Origin of the sequence: Brevibacillus porteri (assembly GCF_003013475.1) — a bacterium.
Lineage (GTDB): Bacteria > Bacillota > Bacilli > Brevibacillales > Brevibacillaceae > Brevibacillus > Brevibacillus porteri.
Genome location: NZ_PXZO01000023.1, coordinates 1 through 16,551 on the forward strand (window position 1 = coordinate 1; position 16,551 = coordinate 16,551).

The window sequence follows — 16,551 nt, forward strand, 5'->3', positions numbered from 1 at the left end:
TTCGACTCTGACACGCCAGCATGGGGGATTCACTGGCCGTCTCCACTAAAAAAAGGGACCGTCGAGCCAAAGCCACCCTACGGGCGGAAGATTCTCAGGGAAGAAGTGTTCGACAAGCGGGTCCCCTTTTTGAAGTTCCGACTGGGTTCGCGGTGTCAAGGTCTACGAGCCCTGTGCTTTTTCTTCTCACCAGCTTTGTTTGTTCATCGGTACCTTTTAAAATCTTTCCTATATGAAAATAAAAAAGAGTCCAGATCTTGTCTGAACTCTTCTTCTCTTCATTATCTTACAGTCCAAAGGAAACGAACTTGGTTTCCAAATACTCATCCATTCCGTATCGGCCACCTTCACGGCCGATTCCGCTTTCCTTGAATCCGCCAAACGGCGCTTGCGTCTGCGTAGGAGAACCATCATTGATCCCTACGATTCCGTATTCGAGGAGCTCAGCCATACGGAAGCAACGCTGATTATCGCGGGTGTACACATAAGCAGCCAAGCCGTAACGTGTGTCGTTTGCCATCTGTACAACATCCGCTTCCTCTGTAAAACGCACGAGTGGAACGACTGGACCGAACGTTTCCTCAAAGGAGATTTTCATATCCGTTGTAACGCCAGCAATCAAGGTCGGTTCGCAATAGAAGCCCTTCGCATAATCACCTTCAAGCAAACGATTTCCGCCGTATACCACTTGCCCGCCTTTGTCCTTGGCGTCCTCGATATGCTCGAGCACCTTGTTCAAGGCACGCTCGTTCACCAGTGGACCGATCTCTGTCTCTTTCTGGCGACCATCTCCTACCTTCGCACGCTTCAGACGCTCTATCAGTTTTTCTGTGAACGCATCTGCGACATCCTCGTGGACGTACAGGCGGTTCGTGCAAATGCACATTTGACCGGAGTTGCGGAATTTGCTCTCAAACAGACCTTTTACGGCTGCATCCAGATCGGCATCCGGGAATACGATGAACGGTGCGTGACCACCAAGCTCCATGCTGACGCGCTTCACTTGCTTCGCCGCGCCCTCCATCAGCAGCTTGCCGACACGAGTGGAGCCTGTAAATCCGATTTTGGAAAGCTTCGGATTGTCGACGAACTCTTTCCCAATCGATTCAGGATTTCCAATGACGAGGTTTACGACGCCTTTTGGAAAACCAGCCTGCTCAATCAGCTCAAACATACGAATCGCAGACAGCGGCGTGCTTTCTGCTGGCTTTAAAACCACCGTGCAGCCCGCAGCCAATGCCGGAGCGATCTTGCGTGCAACCATGTTCACCGGGAAGTTCCACGGGGTAATCGCCCCTACCACTCCTACAGGCTGACGCAGCACCATGATGCGCTTGTTTGCAACGGAGGATGGGATCGTTTCTCCGTTGACACGCTTGGCTTCTTCTGCGTACCAGACAAAGTTATCAGCGGCACCCAGCACTTCGCCTTTTGCCTCGCCCAAAGGCTTGCCCATTTCAGCAGAAATGATGCCCGCTAGTTCATCCCGATTGTTTTTCACCAGCTCGGACAAGTTGTACAAATATTTGGCGCGCTCGCGAGCAGTCAGTCGAGACCAGCTTGCAAATGCCTGATGAGCAGCGTCGATGGCCTTGTTGGCATCACGACCATCGCCGAAGGTTACTGTTCCAACCGTTTCGCCTGTAGCAGGATTCGTAATCTGAATGGACTCGCCACTCTCGGCAGTCACCCATTCTCCATTAATAAACATTTGCTTGTACTCTCCCATGACATTCGCTCCTCTCAATCTCTCTCAATAGATTGGTTTTAGGGCCTCAAACGGATTTTTGCAGTGCCGGCAATACAAAATACTTCGACAAGCAGCAGGGCCAAACAAATTTTCCATTTTTGTATACGGGGAATCACAGTAGGGACATGCCACTTCCCATGTATCTCCCTGTTTGAAGTCAAGCGGTGGCGGCGCGATGCCAAAGCTTTTCAGCTTATCACGAGCATCCAAGGCGATACGATCAGATGTCCAGGCTGGATCATAGACAAACGCTACCTGAACCTGATTGATTCCTTCTACCTCCACCAGCTTTTCTGTGATGTTCTTCTTCATGATCTCGAGTGCCGGACAGCCGACAAAGGTAGGGAGCACCTCGACGTGTACGACGTCTGCCTCGACGCGCACTTTGTGAATCATCCCCATCTCTACCATGCTGATCACCGGAATTTCGGGATCTGTTACTTGCTGCAGCAGTTCCCAGCATGTCGCTTCAAGCCCTTCATGCAGTTGCAATTCTTCTTGCGCCATGAGAGAATCACTCCTTTTACCAGCCTGCAGCCGGATCAATGCGATACACTTCAGACAAGGTAGCCAAAGCTTGCACCAGATCAGCAGTATGTTCACCGTGACGACCGCGCTCTTGTGGAACTCCTGGCTCACCCTGCCATTCGAGTCCTGCTTTTTCGAAAATGTCTTTGGTCAGTGTCAGCCATTTTTGTTTCAGTTGCTCTTCTTCTGCAATCAGGCCAAATTGAACGATATCGACCTGATTTGGTCCAAGATGAGGCAGCTCCCCGGCATCCTTCCAAACTTTTGCAATGGCTGCCTCCAGCCTCTGACGCGCATCAGGCGTACTGTTCGCCAGTTGCTTCAGCCAAACTTGCCAGTGCATCAGATGATAGCGATGCTCTGTCATCATTTTGCGACTAACCAGCGCGAGTGGTGCGTATGACGACTGCGCAAGTGCCTCCAAGCGAACCTGCTTGTATAAGCCGTACACATAGCTGCGAACAATCGCATAAGCCCAATCGTAATGAGGATGATCGTTGTATTCGCCGTCGCCGTTTTTACGCTCTACCAAGATCGCATTGGAAAACGCCTTCACCTCGCGCAGCTGTGCGAGATCGTCTGCTTTTCCTACTCCTAGTTGCTCCAGCATTTCATAAAACATCACGGCATGGCCCATCATGTCCTGGGACATCGAAGAAAAGGCCACATCTTCTTCAATATGCGGAGCAAGCCCAAGCCATTCCGATCCACGATAAGCCAATATAAAATCGTCATCAGCAAGCTGGAACAACAGGTCGGTTAAGGCTTTTGCGAATGCCGGGTTTTGTTTTGCTACTTCCACTGTTTCTACATGTAAAATGTCGCCCATGATTGTATCCCTCCTGCTTAACTGCCGTTGCCTGCATGCTTCTGTTTTTCTTCGTACTGCTCGCGATGGTGACGCCATCTCGACTGCAAGTCGCCGTATCCTTTGGTCTCCCGATAACTCTTGTTGTCGAGTCTTTCCAGGAAAGGACGCTCCTCTGGCGGTAGTCCAAAAATGTCGTCGCGCTTGACTACCCACAAATTAAAACAAGGCTCGCGGCGCAAGAAATTTTCCCTCGCCATGCTCAATGCGACTTCTTTATTGGGTGCCAACAAACTGAACTGTTGGACGAACGGAGCATTTACGCTTTTTTGGCTGAATACTTCATATATGAAAAAGTTTTCGTTGCTCATCCACATTCACCTACCCTACTTGTCGGCCGTACGACATGATCGCGTCACGCACCCATTTGGTTTCTTCATAAGACATTACCCGAAGATTCAGACGGTGAGCGGAGCGTGGTCCGTTCCCCTTGACGATTTGCTTGAACTCTTCCCAGTCAGGCTGTTGGTAGACCCATTTGTCTTCTGCCTCGTCGAAGTAAATCGTATCGTCTGGAACTGTGAAGCCAAGGTGAAAAATACGCGGCAAATACTTTTTCAGGAATACTTGGCGCAATTCTTCATTCGTCTGTGTACGAATCTTGTAGCGCATGTTGGATTCCTGATTGCTCGTAATGTTGCCGTTTTCCGGCGGTCCGAAAAACATCAAGAGCGCTGGCCACCAACGATGGATAGCATCTTGCAGCATTTGGCGCTGTTCATCGGTGCCTTCTGCCAACTCCAAGACGATGCTCTCCCCGTGTTGGGCGTGGAACTTTTCTTCCGCACAGATCCGATGCAGAGCACGGGCGTAAGGTGCATAAGATGTATCGAGGGACATCGATTGCGTAATGATAGCCGCGCCGTCAACCAGCCAGCCAATCACACCAGCATCAGCCCAAGTAGGCGCCTCCATGTGGAATACATTGTGAAATTTCAGTCTTTTTGTAAACAAATCATTCAGGATATCCTCGCGCGTCTTGCCCAATGGCTCAAGCAAGTCTTCTGCGACGCGAAGCAGCAATTGACCATGCCCCATCTCGTCCTGGACCTTCGCCATAATTGCCAGCTTTCTGCGCAGTGTCGGCGCCTTCGGTACCCATTCTTTTTCCGGCAAGGCACCCATGATCTCACTGATGCCATGCATCGAAATCAGCTTGATCAACTGGTTGCGATAGTCGTCTGGCATCCAATCGTCTGCCTCTATTTTTTCCCCGCGTTCGATTCTCGCTAAAAACGCTTCCAACTTTTCGTTTTCAGTCAGATCGGCATGTTCGAGCCTCATTTGCATGGAGAACGCCCTCCTTTTATCAGATATGCATTATGTTAAAATTATAATACGTTTTTATAACGCAATAATAACATAACGTCATACGTTTTTGCAATACGCTTACATTGAGACTCTACTATTCTCCGCGCCCAGTTATTTCTGCTGCCTTTTTCAATTGCTCGGCCATTTGCCGCAGCTCCTGCATGACTGCATCCAGCTCCTGTATTCGCGTTGACTGCTGCTCGCTGTGATTCATCGTCTTCTCCATTTCGCCCGTTACTGTCCCGACGAGTGCATTCATTTCATCTAATAGCTGGAAAATACCTTTCGCTGAAGTAGCGGTCGTCTGGGAAAGCTGACGAATTTCCTCTGCGACCACGGAAAAGCCGCGACCAGCAGCACCTGCCCGTGCCGCTTCGAGGACGGCATTCAAGCCGAGTACATTGGAGCGCGTCGAGATATTGCGGATCAATTCGTTGATTTGGGTCGTTTCTGCAATTTTCAGCCCTAATTGACCAGCTGCATCACTCAGCGTGTGGCTAGCTTGTGCCAAATTGTCCGCGTCCTTTGCCAGACTTTCTGTATGCTGTGCGATATTTTCCAGCGCGTCCGTCAAGTTTTGAGCCAAACCGTGCAAACGATCCTCTTGATCGGTCGTCACGCCTGTCGCCAAGCAACCAACTACACGCCCGTTTTCGACAAGCGGATAACCGACTGCGATATAAGGAATGCCGTAGAGCTCTTTGGAAATCTTCTTCACGACCCGCTTGCCCTCTTTTACCGCCGTCGCATTGATACTCCCCGGGCGCAATTCGTCTCCTACTCGAATCCCCAGGTTCAAGCCCTGTGCCGGATAATAGGCGAGAAACTTCTCTTTGTCGGTGACTCCTACCATACATTCAGACAAAAACGCCTTTTGTAAAATCGGTGCGACCATTAAGACGCTATTCAGCAATTGAGACATGCATGATCCTCCTACCCTTGTGATGAAAACAACGATTCCCCCCGCATTCTTCTTCACGACGCGGAGGGAACTAACTTCTTTCTCTTATTTAACGAGCTGGAATTTTCCATCCTTCACTTCAACCATGATCATGCTGTCTTCTGTCAGACCGTTATGATCATCAGCCGTGAACTTGAATTCTCCGGTTACCCCTACGTATTTCGCCTTTTCCAATACTTCGCCCAGTTTAGAGGTGTCGCCGCCAGCTTGCTTCAAGCCCTCCACGAGCAGATTCAAGCCGTCGTATCCGTATCCCGCGAAGCCGTCTGGCTGTGTATTGTAGGCAGCTTGATAACCATCCACGAATTTTTTGATGATGGCAGATTGCGGATCGTCTGCCGCTACTTGTTCAGGAATGAGCAGTTTTCCAGCTACCATCAGGACACCCTCACCTGCGTCTCCAATCAGTTCGAGGAATTTGCTATTCGCAGAGCCATGGCTGCTAATGATCGGAATAGTGAGGTTCAGTTGCTTGGCTTCCTTCACAATCGTAGCGGGTCCAGGATTCGTACCTGCCACAATCAGTGCCTGCGCATCAGTCCCTTTGATCTTGGTCAATTGGGAGCTCATGGACGGATCTTTTGTGCCGTACTTTTCTTCGGCTACAATCGTGATGCCGTATTCAGGCGCATATTTTTGCAATTGCGTGGTCCAGCCACTTCCATATGGATTGCTGTCATTGAGCGTAGCAATTTTCGTAATGCCTTTTTCCTTCAAATATTTGAAGATGCGCTTCGTTCCGTGTACGTCCGTGTGCGGCGTTTTGTAGATGCCTGCACGAACTGGATTGGTGATTTGGTCTGCCGCTGCCATCGAGATCAGCGGGAGCTTTTCTGCTGCGGCATACTCAGCCATCCCGAGAGACGGACCACTGCCCGAGGAACCGAGTACAGCTACGACCTTTTCTTTCGAAGCGAGCTTTTTGATTGCTTTTACTGCTTCCGTATTGTCAGACTTGTCGTCTTCAAAAATGACTTCCAACGGTCGACCCTCTACTCCGCCAGCGCCGTTGATTTCTTTTACCAACAACTCTACCGCTTGCTTCTCTGGTACGCCGAGCGGACTGTTCGGACCAGTCAGCGAGAAAATAGCGCCGACCTTGATCGGGTCCTTGCTGGCGCCACCAGTGCCCGACTCTGCCGCTGGCGTAGCGCCGCCTCCACAGGCACTCAAGAAAACGAGCGAAGCGACTGCTGCTGGAAATAGCCATTTTTTGAATGTTCGTTTTTTCATGGGTGTACCCCCTCAAATGTATGTGTCTATCTTAGTCAAACTGCTATTGGCTACACTGCCTCGTGGGAGCTTCCCAAATAAGCAGATTGCACACGCGGGTCATTGCTAATCTCGTCTGCCTTCCCTTCCAGCATGACGGTTCCTGTACTGAGTACGTAAGCCCGGTCGGAAATAGCGAGCGCTGCGCGAGCATTTTGCTCGACCAACAGCACCGTGGTGCCCCACTCCGAGCGAATCTCCTGCACAATCGTCAGGATTTCTTTGGCAATCAATGGAGCCAATCCTAGCGAAGGCTCGTCCAACAAGAGAAGCTGCGGTCGAGACAAGAGCGCTCTGCCAATGGCGAGCATCTGCTGTTGCCCCCCGGAAAGCGTTCCCCCGAGCTGCCATTTCCGCTCTGCCAAAATGGGAAAACGTTCATACACCGTCTCCATTTCTTTGGCAATTTCCTTTTTGCTCGTCTTGGGCATCCGATGCGAAGCACCCAGCCACAAATTGTCCTCTACGGTCAGCGTCGAAAAAATTTGTCTGCGCTCCGGTACATGCGCCATGCCCCGCGGTACTACCAGCTCCGCAGGAACACGCGTAATGTCCGCGTCACGAAACCAAATCTTGCCTTCCTTGTCGCCGTGCAGACCGCAAATACAGTTCAAAAGCGTCGTTTTACCTGCCCCATTTGCACCTAACAGAGAGACGATCTCGCCTTCGTTCACTTGTAAAGTAATCCCGTGCAACACTTCCACTGGACCGTAGCGAGCCGTGATGTTGTCTACTGTAAGGACTGCCTTCCCCATGTTTGTCCACCTCTTTCGCGCTTCATTCTGCACCCAGATACGCCGCAATCACTCGCGGGTTCTCCTGAATCTCACGCGGGGTTCCTTCTGCGATTTTTGATCCTTGATCCAATACAACGATGCGATCTGCAATCATCATGATCATATCCATGTCATGCTCCACTAGTAAAATAGCCGTTCCGTTGTCGCGAATCTCGCAAAACATGCGGCTCATCTCCGCCGTCTCGGTATGATTCAGACCCGCAGCAGGCTCATCCAACAAGAGCAGCCGTGGCTTGGCTACCATTGCGCGGGCAATCTCCATCAGCCGCAGTTTCCCGTATGGCAAGCTCCCAGCCAGCAAGGACGCTTCCTCTGCCAAGCCAACATTCTCTATCCACGTCTGTGCTTGCTCCTGCATCATCTTCTCTTCCTTGCGGGACTTTGCCAGATTCATGCCGCAGGAAAAGAGACTCGCGCTTGTCTGGGTATGCATGCCGACCATCACGTTTTCCAAGACGGTCATATCGTCAAAGGTTTGGAGGTTTTGAAAGGTTCGGGTGATGCCCAATCCGGCATATTCGTAGCCTTGCACACGTGTCAACGGCTGGTTGCTGAAGCGAATCTCTCCTTCCGAAGGCGGGATCACACCCGACACCATGTTGAGCACCGTGCTTTTTCCAGCACCATTCGGACCGATCAGCGCGAGGATCTCTCCTTCTCGCACCTGAAAATCTACTTGATTCACTGCTCGCACGCCGCCAAAATCACGAGAGAGCTTTTGCACATCCAAAAGTGTTGTCATGTTGCAGCCTTCCTTTCCACCTGCTGCTTTCGTTGTGCGTCGTCAGCCATGGCCTTCGCCTTTTTCGCCTGCCCTTTTTCGAAAGCAGCCCGGATGCGCGGAACCAATCCTTCTGGCATGAACATAATGATCAGCACGAGAATCGCACCGAACACAATCGTATCCACATCCCCCTGCAAGCCCGGCACCACTTCACCCAAGAGGATCAGCCCTTCACTGATAAAGCCAATCAGGATGGTCCCGATCAAAGCGCCCCAGATGCTTGTCATCCCGCCGATGACGACCATCGTCAGAAACTTGATCGACTCGTGCAGTCCGAACGGCTGCGGATCAAGAATTCCCATGTAATGGGCATACAAGCCGCCGGAAATACCAGCGAACATGCCGCTTACTACAAAGGCATTCAGCTTGAACTTGCGGACATCAATTCCCATCGAGGTCGCGGCAATTTCACTTTTGTGAATCGCCCGAAACGCTCTGCCGACGCGTGAATTCAAGAGATTAAGTGAGAAGAGCAGCACACAGGTGACGACTCCCCAAATCAGAAAGTACATGGATAGCTCGCTTCCACCGAAGAAAGTCATCTGCGGAATGCTGATCATCCCGTTTGCTCCCCCTGTGACCGACTCCCATTCCGTAATCCCGATCTGGACGATGTAGCCAAATGCGAGAGTTGCCATCGCGAGGTAGTAGCCTTGCAGCCCCGCTATCGCTCGCCCGAGGATAAAGGCGAATAACCCTGGAACAACCGCAGCGGCGATGAGACCGACAAATGGCGGCAGACCGTACTTCGTCGTCAATACAGCCGACGTATAGGCGCCTATCCCCCAAAACGAGGCTTGCCCCAGCGAAATTTGTCCAGCCAGCCCCATCACGAGGCATAGCCCGATGGTTACGATTGCTTGAAGACCGATAATAATTCCGACAGATCGATAGTATTCATCTGGCATAACGAATGGGAAAAGAATCATCAAAAACAGGTAGATTCCTATGCTTTTGCCCCACTTATCGATGATCTGCTTCATCATAGCCCTCCTTTTCCAACGCTACGTTCTCCAAAGATGCCGGATGGCTTAATCAACAGCATGCCGATCAACACCAGAAAGGCGATCGCGTCTTTCATACCCGAGCTGATGTAACCAGCTCCTAGCGACTCGACGATCCCGAGTAAAAAGGCGGCTACGGCTGCACCCAATGGATTCCCCAGTCCGCCTAGAATGGCTGCGGAAAAGCCTTTGATTCCGAGCAGCACGCCTATATCGTAGGAGGTTACGGAAAGCGGCGCGATCACGATTCCTGCTATCGCTCCTGTCGCTCCACTGATGGCAAAGGCCAGCATACTCATCTTTGTCGGGCTGATCCCCATCAAGCGAGCTGCCATTGGGTTGACCGAACAGGCGTTAATTTTTTTGCCGAGAATCGTCTTGTCCATCAAGTACCAAAGTAGAAAAAGAATGATAAGAACAGCAGCCAAAATCCAGATACTTTGTTGCGCGATCATCACGCCGCCGATCGAGATCGGCTCATTGCTCGTAATCGGTTCGAGTGCAAACGCATCTTTTCCCCAAATAAAGCTGGCAATGCCGCGAATGAGTGTCGAAATCCCTATCGTCAAAATAATCAAACTAATTGGATTAGCCTTTTTGACGTAAGCGATTACGTATTTCTGCATCAAAACACCGATCAAGGTGACCAGGAGGATCGCGAGCAATGCCGCCAACCCATATGGAAGATTCATGCCAATTAAGGCAACTGTGACCATTCCGCCCAGCATCAAAAATTCACCCTGTGCCAGATTAATGACCTTGCTTACGTTGTAAATCGTGATGAAACCAACCGCTACGATCGCGTAAATCCCGCCACTGACGAGGCCGTTTGCAACGTACTGTAGCAATTCCGTCATATTCGTGCTGTACCCCCTTTGTTTCGAGTCCACTAAACTACACCCAAGTAAAACGCTTACATTTTAAATAATGGAAAATAAATTGAATGAAAAAGACCCTAGACGTGCTAGGGCCTTTCCTTCGCAGCTATCGCCTATGCGGATGGCGCAGCTTCATACACGGTCTCGAAGAATCGTACTGCCCCTGGATTCAATAACTGGTAGTAATTTTGGAACAACTGATCCGCCTCTTTGCCCAACCACAGCTCTGGCAACAATTCCTGCGGCAAATCAGGATCGATGAACAAGAACTTGCGGTATTGGTGGACGAGCTTTGTCTTTTCCACGAAGCAATGGCTATCTGGAACCTCTTCCCCATTGCTAAGTTTTGCTGAAAGCTGCTCGTATTCTTCTCGGTAGGCATCGATGAAGGCCTTGTATTTTTCATTGATTTCATCGATATCCCAGCATTTCTGCACGAGCTGCTTCGGATCGCTCCAGCCCATATGCTCTGATGTAAAAATCTCGACATACTCTGTAATCTCGTGTGCTTCCGTCAGGTCCTTCACGCGATCACTGAGGTTATTCGGGCTGATCCATGTGCTGGTCGTCAGCATCCCGAAGCCCATCCAGCCCAGCTCCTTGCGCAGTTGATCACGCAGCGCTCGACGCTCCTCTGGGATGTTGTAGCTGGCAATGCACCACTTGCCGTCCCACACATCTGTCTCGACCTTATAAATACGTGCCGCTGCTTCTTCCAGCCGCTTTTTACCGCGCTCGGATACCGAGTAGAAGCTGCGGTTCCCTACTTTTCGCGATTCCAGCCAGCCTTGGCGAAGCATCCGGGAGATTGCTGCACGAACAGCCGGCTCCGACAGTCCGAATTCCCCCATCAGCTTGGTCAGACTACCAATCCAGATTTCGCTTCCATAATGGCGGACGTATTCCCCGTAAATTGTAAAAAGCATGGATTGTGGCTTCACGTTTCTTCTACCCCCAAATCGATTCATACCTATATGCTGTGTGAAATTGTACCATATTCTGTAGGAAGTGCGTGAATCGATCGAGAGTATATGACGATAAAATCATATAACGTAATTTAAACGTAATTATAGTAAAACATTTTAAAAGAGTCAATTTATTCTGTCATATTTATGATTTCCCATTTACTTCCTGGTTGATCTCTGCTTGCAAGGCCTCAAATCGGCGCTTGATTTCGTCCTTTTTGAAGATGGCTTGGACGAACGTACCGAGTCCTACACGATTACGCGTAGTGTCCGCCGTAACCTCGCACACTACGCGTTTTTCGGTGACCTGCACGCAGGTAGCCCGGAATGTGACCGCTTGACCAATCACTGCTGGGCCGACATGCTTGATGTCTACAGCAAATCCCGAGCCCTCTTCATCAGCTTCCAGGTACGGTAAAATGACGCGTCTTCCCGCCCATTCCATGTAATAAATCATGCTGACTGTCGACATCACGGGATGCACGACTTGGCCTTCAAAAACAGGCAGCATGTCCTTTGTCACTGTCACAGTAAATTCTTCCGTCGTACCTGGCTGCAGTCTATCTATCAAGAGTACCTGCCTCCCTATCTACCCAAGCTACACACGTTCGATAATCGTCGCAATTCCCTGTCCAACTCCAATGCACATCGCAGCCAGCCCGTAACGAGCATCACGACGCTCCATTTCATTCAGAAGAGTAGTAAGGATGCGCGCTCCGCTACACCCGAGAGGATGGCCCAAAGCAATTGCTCCGCCATTTACGTTGACCAGATCAGGGTTGACCCCCAGCTCACGTACGCTCGCTACTGCCTGCGCCGCAAAAGCCTCGTTGAATTCGAACAGATCCATCTGCGTAAGCGACAAGCCTGCCTGCTTCAGTACTTTGCGCGTAGCAGGTACAGGTCCAATTCCCATCACGGATGGATCGACACCTGCGACTGCGGATGCAACGATTCTTGCACGAGGCTTCAAGCCGGCTGCAAGAGCCGCTTCCTGTTCCATGATGAGCAGAGCGCAGGCTCCATCGTTTAGACCGCTGGAGTTGCCTGCTGTGACGCTGCCATCTGCTTGGAATGCTGGTTTCAGCTTTTGGAGCTGCTCGATGGTCGTCTCTGGACGTGCATGTTCATCGTTCTCAAACAATGTAACCTCGCCTTTGCGCCCTTTCAGTTCTACGGGAACGATCTCCGCATCCCACTTTCCTTCTGCTAAGGCACGTGCGTAATTTTGCTGACTGCGCAAAGCAAACTCATCCTGCGTTTCACGGCTAATGCCGTATTGCTCCGCTACCTTCTCCGCTGTTTCCCCCAAGCTGATCGGCGGATACATCTCTTTCATTTTTTCGTTAACCAATCGCCAGCCCAATGTCGTATCGACCAACTGCTGATTGCCGCGCTGAAAAGCCGTGCCTGGCTTCATCATCACCAGCGGAGAGCGTGTCATGCTCTCTGTCCCGCCCGCGATATAGACATGACCTGCTCCGGCTTTGATTGCATTCGCGCTTTGGTTCACAGCCTCCAGACCTGAACCGCACAGACGGTTCACTGTCACTCCCGGCACTTCGACAGGTAGTCCCGCCAACAGAAGTGACATACGCGCGACATTGCGGTTATCTTCCCCAGCCTGATTGGCACAACCCATGATGACATCATCAATCGTCTTCGGATCGATGGAGTTGCGTTCCAGCAGCTTTTGAATCACCAATGCGCCCAGGTCATCCGGGCGCACATCCTTCAACGCACCACCAATACGACCGATTGGCGTGCGCACAGCATCTATGATGACAGGTGTACTCATTCTTCCACTCCTCCCATGCACGAGGGCTTTATTTCTATAGCGCTTCTACTAACGTGGCCAATCCTTGACCGCCGCCTATACACAAAGAAACGATTCCGTATTTCTTTTGGCGACGTCTCAGCTCGAAAAGTATCGTACCTGCCAGTCGGGCACCGCTCATTCCGAGTGGATGACCCAACGCGATTGCTCCACCGTTTACATTCGTTTTCAAAGGGTCCAGTCCCAGTTCGCGCATGCAGGCGAGTGACTGGGAAGCAAAAGCTTCATTCAACTCAAATAGATCAATTTGATCTACGGTCATGTTCGTTTCTGCGAGCAGCTTACGAATCGCAGCGACCGGACCAATGCCCATAATGCGCGGATCAACACCAGCACTAACAAAATGAACAATGCGCCCCAAAGGAGCGATGCCTGTCTTTAGCAGCATTTCTTCATTCATCAGCAGCAAGGCCGCTGCGCCATCGTTGATACCGGAGGAGTTGCCTGCTGTGACGCTACCATCTTTTCGGAAGGCAGGTCGCAACTTGGACAATGACTCCACACTAGAATCCCTTCTTGGGAATTCATCCGTATCAAACAGCGTTTCTTCCCCTTTTTTCCCAGTTAACTTGATGGGAATGATCTCATCGCGAAACAGACCTGCCTCTATTGCGTTGATAGCCCGAGACTGGCTCTCTGCTGCAAAACGATCCTGATCCTCGCGACTGATGCCAAATTGCTCCGCCACGTTTTCCGCTGTATCTCCCATGGTCAGATCGCCATAAAGCGAGACAGGAGCAGAACGAGGTCCGCCAAAGGACTCGATCAGTATCTGTCCCCCACGTTGATACGGCTGCTCGAATTTTTCCATGATGTACGGTGAACGAGTCAAATTCTCTACACCGCCTGCCAGCATGACCTGACTATGTCCTGCCTGGATAGACTGCGCAGCCAAATTGACTGCCTCTAGCCCAGATGCACACACCCGATTCACAGTCAGTCCAGGTATGGTGTCAGGAAGCCCTGCTTTCAACAAACCAACGCGCGCAATGTTAATAAACGGTCCTGCCGATATGACGTTACCCATGATGACCCCATCAACAATCTCACCGGATTGTCCTGCCTTCGCAAGCGCTCCATTCAAGACAATGGCTGTCAGGTCGTCGATGGGGGTGTTCTTCAGACTTCCGCCCAGCTTGCCGATTGGTGTACGTACTGCTGTTGCTATGTACACCTTCTTGGTAGTCAAGCTCATGCCTCTACACCTACTTTTTCTTCGTACGTGTAAAAGCCTTGCCCACTGCGTACGCCGACACGCCCTGCCAGCACCAGCTTGCGTAATAGCGGCGCTGTGCGATAACGCTCCTCGGCCAGGTCGCGCTGCAAGCCTCTCGATATCGCAAAAATCTCATCCAACCCGATACGATCTGCCCATTCGAGAGGGCCATATGGGTAGTTGGTTCCTTTTTTCATCGCGATATCGATATCGGTAGCGGTTGCCGCTTTTTCCATCAGCGTAAAGGTAGCCTCGTTGATAATGAGTGTTAAAATGCGTGGGAACACGAGACCTACCTCGTCATTTACGGTCTCCGTTGCTTTCCCGAGTGATTGAAAGAAGCCTTCCGTTGCTTGAATCGTATCCAGCTCCGTTTGCAGGGCAGGGGCAATCTCGATCAGCTCCCGTTCAACCAAGGGCACGAGCGTTCCAAATCCGCAAACACGTTCAGGATGCTGTGTCCATGACGCTACCTCCGTCGCTGTAATTGCGAGCGAAGTCGTGATAATCGGTACGTTTGGTGGCAATAGGTCATCCAGCTCGCGTACCTGCCTCTTTTTCGCCTGCAAATCGACGCTATTTACTTCCACAGCCAATTCAATCAGCTCAGGTTCAGCCATCGCTTCTGCAAGCGTAAGCACCTGATAACCTCTTTCCACCATCAAATGATTCAACTCTGCGTACAGCGGGCTTGTGCCCACGAGCAATACAGCCTTATTGGTTGTAATCATAGAAGCCTTCCCCCGTCTTTCTGCCCAAGCTGCCGGATTGAACCATTTGTTGCTGAATCCGGCTAGGCTTAAATCGTCCTTCATGGAAGAAGTCGGTATAGATCGATTTGGTGGTGGCAAAATTGATGTCGATGCCGATCATGTCTTGCAACTCAAACGGTCCCATTTTGAATCCGCCAGCCAGCTTCATAATGCGGTCAATCTGTTCCACACCCGCCACATGATCGCCCATGATACGCAATGCTTCATTATAGTAAGGCCGCGCGATTCGATTGACGATAAAGCCTGGGGTGTCCGTCACCAGGACAGGCACCTTGCCCAACTCTTGCGCAAATCGATACGCCACCTCCACATTTTCCTCACTCGATTTTTTCCCGCGAATAACCTCAACCAAGGGCATGACGGGTGCCGGATTGAAAAAATGAAATCCGAGAATGCGCTCGGGATGCGAAAGCCCTCCTGCAATCTCCGTAATCGAGATGGAGGAAGTATTCGTTAGTAAAAGGGCATCCTCTCTGCAAATCACAGAAAGCTGGCTGAAAATGCTTTTTTTCAAATCAAGACGCTCTGGCACCGCTTCGATGACGATATCGCAGTCTGCCAATTGCTCTATTTCCGATACGAGATGGACCAGCTCTAGCGTCTCTGCCATTTCTTGTTCACTGATTTTGCTTTTCTCCACGTCTTTTGTCAGGATCGATTCCAAATAGACAAGCGCTTTGTCCAGCACCGCCTGATTTGCATCCAGCAGCATGACCTGATGTCCTTTGCGAGCACAAACGAGAGCGATCCCCGCTCCCATCGTTCCCGCCCCGATGACGCCTACTGTTTTTATACTCACTTGGGCTTGCCTCCCTTCGCCTCTAACGGCCTGTAAAACGAGGCGCACGCTTTTCCATGAAAGCGGTGACCCCTTCCTTATGATCCGCTGTGCTGCCAGCCGCCTCTTGTGCAAAAGCTTCATATTCCAAGGTCTCTTCCAACCCCATCTCAAGCCCTTTGTACATCGTGCGCTTGATTAAACCAATCCCCTTCGTCGGCAGTGACGCCAGCTTGCGCGCATACGCCAACGCATCCTCTATGAAGCTCTCCGCAGGGTACACCTGATTGACCAATCCAATTCGCATTGCTTCCTCAGCAGATACTTTTTCCCCTGTCATCGCCAGCTCCAACGCCTTGCCGATCCCGACGATGCGTGGCAAGAAATAGCAGCCTCCTGAATCAGGAACGAGCCCGATGTTGACAAAAGCATTGACGAAGGATGCCTTTTCCGATGCCAGGCGAATATCGCACGCTAGCGCAACACTCATGCCTGCACCTGCTGCTACACCGTTTACTGCTGCAATGATCGGCTTCTCTGTTTTTTGAAACTGAAGGATCATTGGATTATAGCGATCCCGCAAGAAACCACCGTAATCCACATCTCCCCCTCCAGAAACGTCACTGAGATCCTGACCGGCATTGAACGCCCGCCCTGCTCCGGTAAGAACGATGCAGCGCACATCCGCATCCTTCTGCGCTTGCTTCAATGCATCGGTGATTTCCTTGTTCATGACGGCTGTAAACGCATTGAATTTGTCCGGACGGTTCAAGGTCACTACTGCTACGCCTTCAGACACTTCATAAAGAATCGTTTCGTACATGGCCGC

Annotated in this window: 18 protein-coding genes; all 18 read right to left on the reverse strand. The window is 51.0% G+C overall.

Translation table 11 applies throughout. The features are described from left to right. Positions 1 to 286: 286 nt before the first annotated feature. A complete protein-coding gene (locus tag C7R92_RS13635; protein ID WP_106834638.1) occupies positions 287 to 1,729 on the reverse strand; it encodes an NAD-dependent succinate-semialdehyde dehydrogenase in 1,443 nt (480 codons plus the stop codon). Between the two features lie 24 nt (positions 1,730 to 1,753). After that, positions 1,754 to 2,257: a 1,2-phenylacetyl-CoA epoxidase subunit PaaD gene (paaD, locus tag C7R92_RS13640; RefSeq protein ID WP_069849005.1), complete on the reverse strand. Its 504-nt coding sequence runs from the start codon at positions 2,255 to 2,257 to the stop codon at positions 1,754 to 1,756. Positions 2,258 to 2,273: 16 nt separating this feature from the next. Continuing rightward, positions 2,274 to 3,107 carry a 1,2-phenylacetyl-CoA epoxidase subunit PaaC gene (paaC, locus tag C7R92_RS13645; RefSeq protein ID WP_106834639.1) on the reverse strand — a complete coding sequence of 278 codons (834 nt, stop codon included), beginning with the start codon at positions 3,105 to 3,107 and terminating at the stop codon, positions 2,274 to 2,276. 17 nt (positions 3,108 to 3,124) lie between these two features. Then, positions 3,125 to 3,457, reverse strand: a complete 333-nt coding sequence (gene paaB / locus C7R92_RS13650; protein WP_015893218.1) for a 1,2-phenylacetyl-CoA epoxidase subunit PaaB — start codon at positions 3,455 to 3,457, stop codon at positions 3,125 to 3,127. Between the two features lie 10 nt (positions 3,458 to 3,467). Continuing rightward, positions 3,468 to 4,436, reverse strand: a complete 969-nt coding sequence (gene paaA, locus C7R92_RS13655; RefSeq protein ID WP_106834640.1) for a 1,2-phenylacetyl-CoA epoxidase subunit PaaA — start codon at positions 4,434 to 4,436, stop codon at positions 3,468 to 3,470. A gap of 115 nt (positions 4,437 to 4,551) precedes the next feature. Continuing rightward, the gene (locus tag C7R92_RS13660) at positions 4,552 to 5,379 is read right to left on the reverse strand and encodes a methyl-accepting chemotaxis protein (protein WP_106834641.1); all 828 of its coding nucleotides are present in this window, start codon (positions 5,377 to 5,379) and stop codon (positions 4,552 to 4,554) included. A gap of 84 nt (positions 5,380 to 5,463) precedes the next feature. Then, positions 5,464 to 6,651, reverse strand: coding sequence for an ABC transporter substrate-binding protein (locus tag C7R92_RS13665; protein WP_069849014.1), 1,188 nt, complete (start codon positions 6,649 to 6,651; stop codon positions 5,464 to 5,466). Between the two features lie 50 nt (positions 6,652 to 6,701). Further along, positions 6,702 to 7,445 carry an ABC transporter ATP-binding protein gene (locus C7R92_RS13670; protein ID WP_017251564.1) on the reverse strand — a complete coding sequence of 248 codons (744 nt, stop codon included), beginning with the start codon at positions 7,443 to 7,445 and terminating at the stop codon, positions 6,702 to 6,704. A gap of 22 nt (positions 7,446 to 7,467) precedes the next feature. Then, complete coding sequence (locus tag C7R92_RS13675; RefSeq protein ID WP_106834642.1) at positions 7,468 to 8,229, reverse strand: ABC transporter ATP-binding protein; 762 nt, start codon at positions 8,227 to 8,229, stop codon at positions 7,468 to 7,470. Beyond that, positions 8,226 to 9,257, reverse strand: coding sequence for a branched-chain amino acid ABC transporter permease (locus tag C7R92_RS13680; protein WP_238144536.1), 1,032 nt, complete (start codon positions 9,255 to 9,257; stop codon positions 8,226 to 8,228). Before C7R92_RS13680 ends, C7R92_RS13675 begins: the two co-directional genes overlap by 4 nt. After that, on the reverse strand, positions 9,254 to 10,132 hold the full coding sequence (locus tag C7R92_RS13685; RefSeq protein ID WP_017251567.1) for a branched-chain amino acid ABC transporter permease: 879 nt from the start codon (positions 10,130 to 10,132) through the stop codon (positions 9,254 to 9,256). Before C7R92_RS13685 ends, C7R92_RS13680 begins: the two co-directional genes overlap by 4 nt. Before the next feature lie 134 nt (positions 10,133 to 10,266). Then, positions 10,267 to 11,094, reverse strand: coding sequence for a phenylacetic acid degradation operon negative regulatory protein PaaX (gene paaX, locus C7R92_RS13690; protein ID WP_069849018.1), 828 nt, complete (start codon positions 11,092 to 11,094; stop codon positions 10,267 to 10,269). Positions 11,095 to 11,263: 169 nt separating this feature from the next. Next, positions 11,264 to 11,689, reverse strand: a complete 426-nt coding sequence (locus tag C7R92_RS13695) for a thioesterase family protein (RefSeq protein ID WP_106834643.1) — start codon at positions 11,687 to 11,689, stop codon at positions 11,264 to 11,266. A gap of 27 nt (positions 11,690 to 11,716) precedes the next feature. Further along, a complete protein-coding gene (locus C7R92_RS13700) occupies positions 11,717 to 12,916 on the reverse strand; it encodes a thiolase family protein (RefSeq protein WP_106834644.1) in 1,200 nt (399 codons plus the stop codon). A gap of 34 nt (positions 12,917 to 12,950) precedes the next feature. Then, complete coding sequence (locus C7R92_RS13705; RefSeq protein WP_106834645.1) at positions 12,951 to 14,150, reverse strand: thiolase family protein; 1,200 nt, start codon at positions 14,148 to 14,150, stop codon at positions 12,951 to 12,953. Further along, on the reverse strand, positions 14,147 to 14,902 hold the full coding sequence (locus C7R92_RS13710) for a 3-hydroxyacyl-CoA dehydrogenase family protein (RefSeq protein ID WP_069849028.1): 756 nt from the start codon (positions 14,900 to 14,902) through the stop codon (positions 14,147 to 14,149). Before C7R92_RS13710 ends, C7R92_RS13705 begins: the two co-directional genes overlap by 4 nt. After that, the gene (locus C7R92_RS13715; protein ID WP_069849031.1) at positions 14,886 to 15,743 is read right to left on the reverse strand and encodes a 3-hydroxyacyl-CoA dehydrogenase family protein; all 858 of its coding nucleotides are present in this window, start codon (positions 15,741 to 15,743) and stop codon (positions 14,886 to 14,888) included. The genes C7R92_RS13710 and C7R92_RS13715 overlap by 17 nt, the downstream gene beginning before the upstream one ends. Positions 15,744 to 15,765: 22 nt before the next feature. After that, positions 15,766 to 16,545 (reverse strand): enoyl-CoA hydratase-related protein, encoded by a 780-nt coding sequence (locus tag C7R92_RS13720; RefSeq protein ID WP_017251574.1) that lies wholly within the window; start codon positions 16,543 to 16,545, stop codon positions 15,766 to 15,768. Positions 16,546 to 16,551: the final 6 nt, after the last annotated feature.

Bases quoted from the DNA above. Each gene is read 5' to 3' on its own strand.
- C7R92_RS13700 (WP_106834644.1), bottom strand. From the start codon at position 12,916: ATGAGTACACCTGTCATCATAGATGCTGTGCGCACGCCAATCGGTCGT.
- C7R92_RS13675 (WP_106834642.1), bottom strand. From the start codon at position 8,229: ATGACAACACTTTTGGATGTGCAAAAGCTCTCTCGTGATTTTGGCGGC.
- paaB (WP_015893218.1), bottom strand. From the start codon at position 3,457: ATGAGCAACGAAAACTTTTTCATATATGAAGTATTCAGCCAAAAAAGC.
- C7R92_RS13660 (WP_106834641.1), bottom strand. From the start codon at position 5,379: ATGTCTCAATTGCTGAATAGCGTCTTAATGGTCGCACCGATTTTACAA.
- C7R92_RS13635 (WP_106834638.1), bottom strand. From the start codon at position 1,729: ATGGGAGAGTACAAGCAAATGTTTATTAATGGAGAATGGGTGACTGCC.
- C7R92_RS13705 (WP_106834645.1), bottom strand. From the start codon at position 14,150: ATGAGCTTGACTACCAAGAAGGTGTACATAGCAACAGCAGTACGTACA.
- C7R92_RS13720 (WP_017251574.1), bottom strand. From the start codon at position 16,545: ATGTACGAAACGATTCTTTATGAAGTGTCTGAAGGCGTAGCAGTAGTG.
- C7R92_RS13665 (WP_069849014.1), bottom strand. From the start codon at position 6,651: ATGAAAAAACGAACATTCAAAAAATGGCTATTTCCAGCAGCAGTCGCT.
- paaD (WP_069849005.1), bottom strand. From the start codon at position 2,257: ATGGCGCAAGAAGAATTGCAACTGCATGAAGGGCTTGAAGCGACATGC.
- C7R92_RS13710 (WP_069849028.1), bottom strand. From the start codon at position 14,902: ATGATTACAACCAATAAGGCTGTATTGCTCGTGGGCACAAGCCCGCTG.
- C7R92_RS13685 (WP_017251567.1), bottom strand. From the start codon at position 10,132: ATGACGGAATTGCTACAGTACGTTGCAAACGGCCTCGTCAGTGGCGGG.
- C7R92_RS13670 (WP_017251564.1), bottom strand. From the start codon at position 7,445: ATGGGGAAGGCAGTCCTTACAGTAGACAACATCACGGCTCGCTACGGT.
- C7R92_RS13680 (WP_238144536.1), bottom strand. From the start codon at position 9,257: ATGATGAAGCAGATCATCGATAAGTGGGGCAAAAGCATAGGAATCTAC.
- paaC (WP_106834639.1), bottom strand. From the start codon at position 3,107: ATGGGCGACATTTTACATGTAGAAACAGTGGAAGTAGCAAAACAAAAC.
- paaA (WP_106834640.1), bottom strand. From the start codon at position 4,436: ATGCAAATGAGGCTCGAACATGCCGATCTGACTGAAAACGAAAAGTTG.